Here is a 4,437-nt window from a genome sequence, read left to right on the forward strand (position 1 = left end):
GCGCGCCGGCAACACGCTCGGCGTGCTGGTGGTGCAGAACCGCGCCAAGCGCACCTATGTCGAGGAGGAGGTCGAGGCGCTGCAGACCACCGCGATGGTGCTCGCCGAGATGATCGCCTCGGGAGAGCTCGCCGCACTGGCCCAGCCGGGCGCCGAGCCCGCCGCGCGCCATTCGCTGCACAAGACCGGCACCATTCTGTCCGACGGCATTGCGCTCGGCCATGTCGTGCTGCACGAGCCGCGCGTGGTCATCAACAACTACATTGCCGAGGACCTGCCGAAGGAGCTGAAGCGGCTCGACGCCGCCCTCGCCAAGCTCCGAAGCGACCTCGATCGCATGCTGGAACGGGGCGACGTCGCCGACGGCGGCGAGCACCGCGACGTGCTGGAAGCCTACCGCATGTTCGCCAACGACCAGGGCTGGTCCCACAAGCTGCACGAGGCGGTCGCCACCGGCCTCACCGCCGAGGGCGCGGTCGAGCGCGTGCAGTCGGACACCCGCGCGCGCATGCTGCGCTCTACCGATCCGTATTTGCGCGAGCGCCTGCACGATCTCGAAGACCTCGGCTATCGCCTGCTCCGCCAGCTGGTCGGGCAGGACCACGCGCCCTCGCGCGAAAAACTGCCCGACAACGCCATCGTGATCGCGCGCGCGATGGGGCCGGCGGCGCTGCTCGACTACGACCGCAAGCGCCTGCGCGGCCTCGTGCTGGAAGAAGGCACCGCCAATTCCCACGTCGCTATCGTGGCGCGCGCGATGGGCATTCCCGCGGTCGGCGAGGTGCCGAACGCGCCCGGCATCGCCGATCCCGGCGACGCCATCATCGTCGACGGCACCTCCGGCTCGATCTATGTCCGCCCGTCGACCGAGATCGAATCCGCCTATGCCGAGCGCGTGCGTTTTCGCGCACGGCGGCAGGCTCAGTATCTGGAGCTGCGCGACAAGCCCTGCCGCACCAAGGACGGTCAGGGCGTCGAGCTGATGATCAATGCGGGGCTCGCCATCGACCTGCCGCACATCGACGACACCGGGTCAGCCGGCATCGGCCTGTTCCGCACCGAGCTGCAGTTCATGGTCGGCCAGGCCCTGCCGCGCTCGAGCGACCAGCTTGCGCTGTACCGTACAGTGCTGGACGCGGCCGGCCACAGGCCGGTGACCTTCCGCACCCTCGACATCGGCGGCGACAAGGCGCTGCCTTATATGGAGACCGTCATCGAGGAGAATCCGGCGCTCGGCTGGCGGGCGATCCGGCTCGGGCTCGACCGGCCGGGTCTGCTCCGCGGCCAGATCCGGGCGCTGCTGCGCGCCGGCGGCGGCCGGGCGCTGCGCATCATGTTTCCGATGGTCTCCGAGGTCGCCGAATTCGACGCGGCCAAGGCGATTGTCGAGCGCGAGCTGACCTATCTGCGCCAGCACGGCCATGCGCTGCCGGAACGCATCGACATCGGCACCATGGTCGAGGTCCCGGCCCTGCTGTTCCAGTTCGACGAGCTCCTGCGGAAGGTCGACTTCGTGTCGGTCGGCTCCAACGACCTGTTCCAGTTCCTGTTTGCGGTCGATCGCGGCAATGCAAAAGTCTCCGACCGGTTCGACACGCTGTCGGCGCCGATCCTGCGCGCGCTGCGCGAAATCGTGACGAAGGCGAAGGCCGCCAACAAATCCGCCTCGCTGTGTGGCGAGATGGCCTCGAAACCGATCGGCGCACTGGCGTTGATCGCGGTGGGCTACCGCTCCTTGTCGTTGTCGCCGACAGCGCTCGGCCCGGTCAAGGCGATGATCCTCGAGCTCGATGCGCAGCGCGCGGAGGCGATGATGTCGCAGCTTTTGGAGACGCCAGCCGGCAGCGTCTCGATCCGCCAGAAGCTGACCGAATTCGCAGAGGCCGAGGGATTGCCGCTGTAGCGACGCCATCCGCAATCGCTACGCCGCCCTGCCTCCTGCTCCATGAGACTGACCGATGTCGATGCTGCCCGAAGCCAAACTGGACGTGCTCCTAGCCCACCATGCCTCTCTTGAGGCGCAGCTGCTCGGCCAGGTCGCGTCCGACAAATATGTCCAGATCACCCGCGAATTGTCCGAGCTCAATCCGCTGATCGATGCGGTGAAGGCTTATCGTGCCATCATCAAGGAACTCGCCGAGACCGAGGCGCTGATATCAGATCCGGCCGTCGATGCCGAGATGCGCGCGATGGCGGAAGCCGAACACGACACCTTGACCGCGCGGCGCGGCGAGCTCGAACAGAACATCCGCGTGGCCCTGCTGCCCAAGGATGCCATGGACGACCGCAACGTCGTGCTGGAAATCCGTGCCGGCACCGGCGGCGACGAGGCATCGCTGTTCGCCGGCGACCTGTTCCGGATGTACGAGCGCTTCGCCAGCCTGCAGGGCTGGAAGGTCGAGGTGATCTCGGCCAGCGAGGGCACGGTCGGCGGCTACAAGGAAATCATCGCCGAGGTGCAAGGCCGCGGCGCCTTTGCCAAGCTGAAATTCGAATCCGGCGTGCACCGGGTGCAGCGCGTGCCCGACACCGAGACGCAGGGGCGCATTCACACCTCAGCGGCGACCGTCGCCGTGCTGCCGGAAGTCGAGGATGTCGATGTCGACATCAAGGCCGAGGACCTGCGCATCGAGACCATGCGCGCGCAGGGCGCCGGCGGCCAGCACGTCAACAAGACGGAATCGGCGATCCGCATCACCCATATCCCGACTGGCATCGTAGTGATGATGCAGGACAGCCGCTCGCAGCATAAGAACCGGGCGTCCGCCATGAACATCCTGCGCTCGCGCATCTATGACGCGGAACGCCAGCGCGTGGACGCCGCCCGCTCGGCCGATCGCCGCGAGAAGGTCGGCTCGGGCGACCGCTCCGAGCGCATCCGCACCTACAATTTCCCGCAAGGCCGCGTCACCGACCATCGCATCAATCTCACGCTCTACAAGCTGCCGCAGGTGATTTCGGGCGAAGCCTTGAGCGAGCTGATCGACGCGCTGACGACGGAGCACCAGGCCGCGCAGCTCGCGGCGCAAGGCGCGGCGGCGTGAGTTCGTCGCTTGCCGGACAGAGCATCGAAGCCGCGCGGCGCCACGTCGCGGCCGTGTTGAAAACCGCTGGCATCGAGTCCGCCGATCTCGATGCGCGGCTCCTGGTCGGCGCGGCGCTCGGCCTCGATCTCACCGCCCTGATCGCGGCCGCGAAGCGGACGCTGACCGTCGAGGAAGCCGATCGTCTCGACGGCCTCGTGCAACGACGGCTCGCGCGCGAGCCGGTCGCGCGCATCCTGGGACAGAAGGAGTTTTGGAGCCTGCCGCTAAAACTCTCGGCCGAGACGCTGGTGCCGCGGCCGGACACCGAAGCGGTGGTCGAGCTCGCGCTCCAGATGCTCGCTGGGACACCGCATCCAGACCGCGAATGGCGGATCCTCGATATCGGCACCGGCTCGGGCGCCATCCTGCTTGCGCTGCTTTCCGAGCTTCCCGGCGCGATCGGGATCGGCAGCGACATCAGCCTCGCCGCGCTGCTGACCGCGCGCTGCAATGCCGTCGACCTTGCCCTCGCGTCTCGCGCGTTTTTCGTCAAATGCAACTACACCGCGGCACTCACCGGGCCGTTCGACCTGGTGGTGTCCAATCCGCCCTATATTCCCTCGCAGGACATTGCCGGGCTCGACGTCGAGGTGCGCGAGCACGATCCGCATCTGGCGCTGGATGGCGGTCCAGACGGGCTCGACGCCTACCGGGCCTTGATTCCCGAGGCGGTGCGACTCTTGGCCTCCGGGGGGGCCCTTGTGGTCGAGGCGGGGCGTGACCAAATAAGAGACATCACGGGTTTGATGCGCGGGGCGGGATTAACCACGACCGCCGAACCGAGGGCGGATCTCGGCGGAGTTTTGCGGGCCATCGCCGGCCGGAAATTGCCGCCATAAAAGCCCGGATGAGACGTAAAAAACCACTTGGAATATTCCACGGGAGCGACTACGTTCCGCCCAACATCGGTGCAGGCCCCGTGGATGCGACGGGTGAAAGCCAGCGTTCTCAGAGCGAGAGCCGCCCGGTCAAATGGTTCCAAAACGTCGGTTCACTTGAGCGCGATAGCTTTCGAGAGCTGCGCTGCTGCCGACCGCGAAGCGAACGAAAGCCTGAATTGTTGCGCTTGACGACTTACGCACGAAAACCGGGCCTGTTGCGGCAGGCGGAATGAGGGATTCGCTGGCTGCGGCGCAGGCGGGTGGGGAACGCGTGTTTGCTGGACGCGAAGGTTGACGACAACGTCAGGGCTTGGACTTTAGAAACTTGGAGCCGCATCGCGACATCGATGCTGCGGGGCGCCGGCTTTCGCGCAACGGTGCAGCGCGTCATCACTTCCCAAAGCAATGGCTAAGGCAATTAACTCAGGGCTGGAATAAAGGCAGGACATGAGAAACGGTCAAAACAACAA

At 66.4% G+C, this 4,437-nt stretch carries 3 protein-coding genes; all 3 read left to right on the top strand.

The window, feature by feature from the left end; translation table 11 throughout:
• A partial coding sequence (ptsP, locus tag JOZ76_RS38040) for a phosphoenolpyruvate--protein phosphotransferase (RefSeq protein WP_291706507.1) occupies positions 1 to 1,903 on the top strand: 1,903 nt, incomplete at its 5' end.
• Between the two features lie 55 nt (positions 1,904 to 1,958).
• Positions 1,959 to 3,044, top strand: coding sequence for a peptide chain release factor 1 (gene prfA / locus JOZ76_RS38045; protein WP_291706508.1), 1,086 nt, complete (start codon positions 1,959 to 1,961; stop codon positions 3,042 to 3,044).
• Positions 3,041 to 3,925 (top strand): peptide chain release factor N(5)-glutamine methyltransferase, encoded by an 885-nt coding sequence (prmC, locus tag JOZ76_RS38050; RefSeq protein WP_291706509.1) that lies wholly within the window; start codon positions 3,041 to 3,043, stop codon positions 3,923 to 3,925. The genes prfA and prmC overlap by 4 nt, the downstream gene beginning before the upstream one ends.
• The last annotated feature ends 512 nt before the right edge of the window (positions 3,926 to 4,437 follow it).

This window comes from Bradyrhizobium sp. (assembly GCF_019244115.1).
Classification (GTDB): Bacteria; Pseudomonadota; Alphaproteobacteria; order Rhizobiales; family Xanthobacteraceae; genus Bradyrhizobium.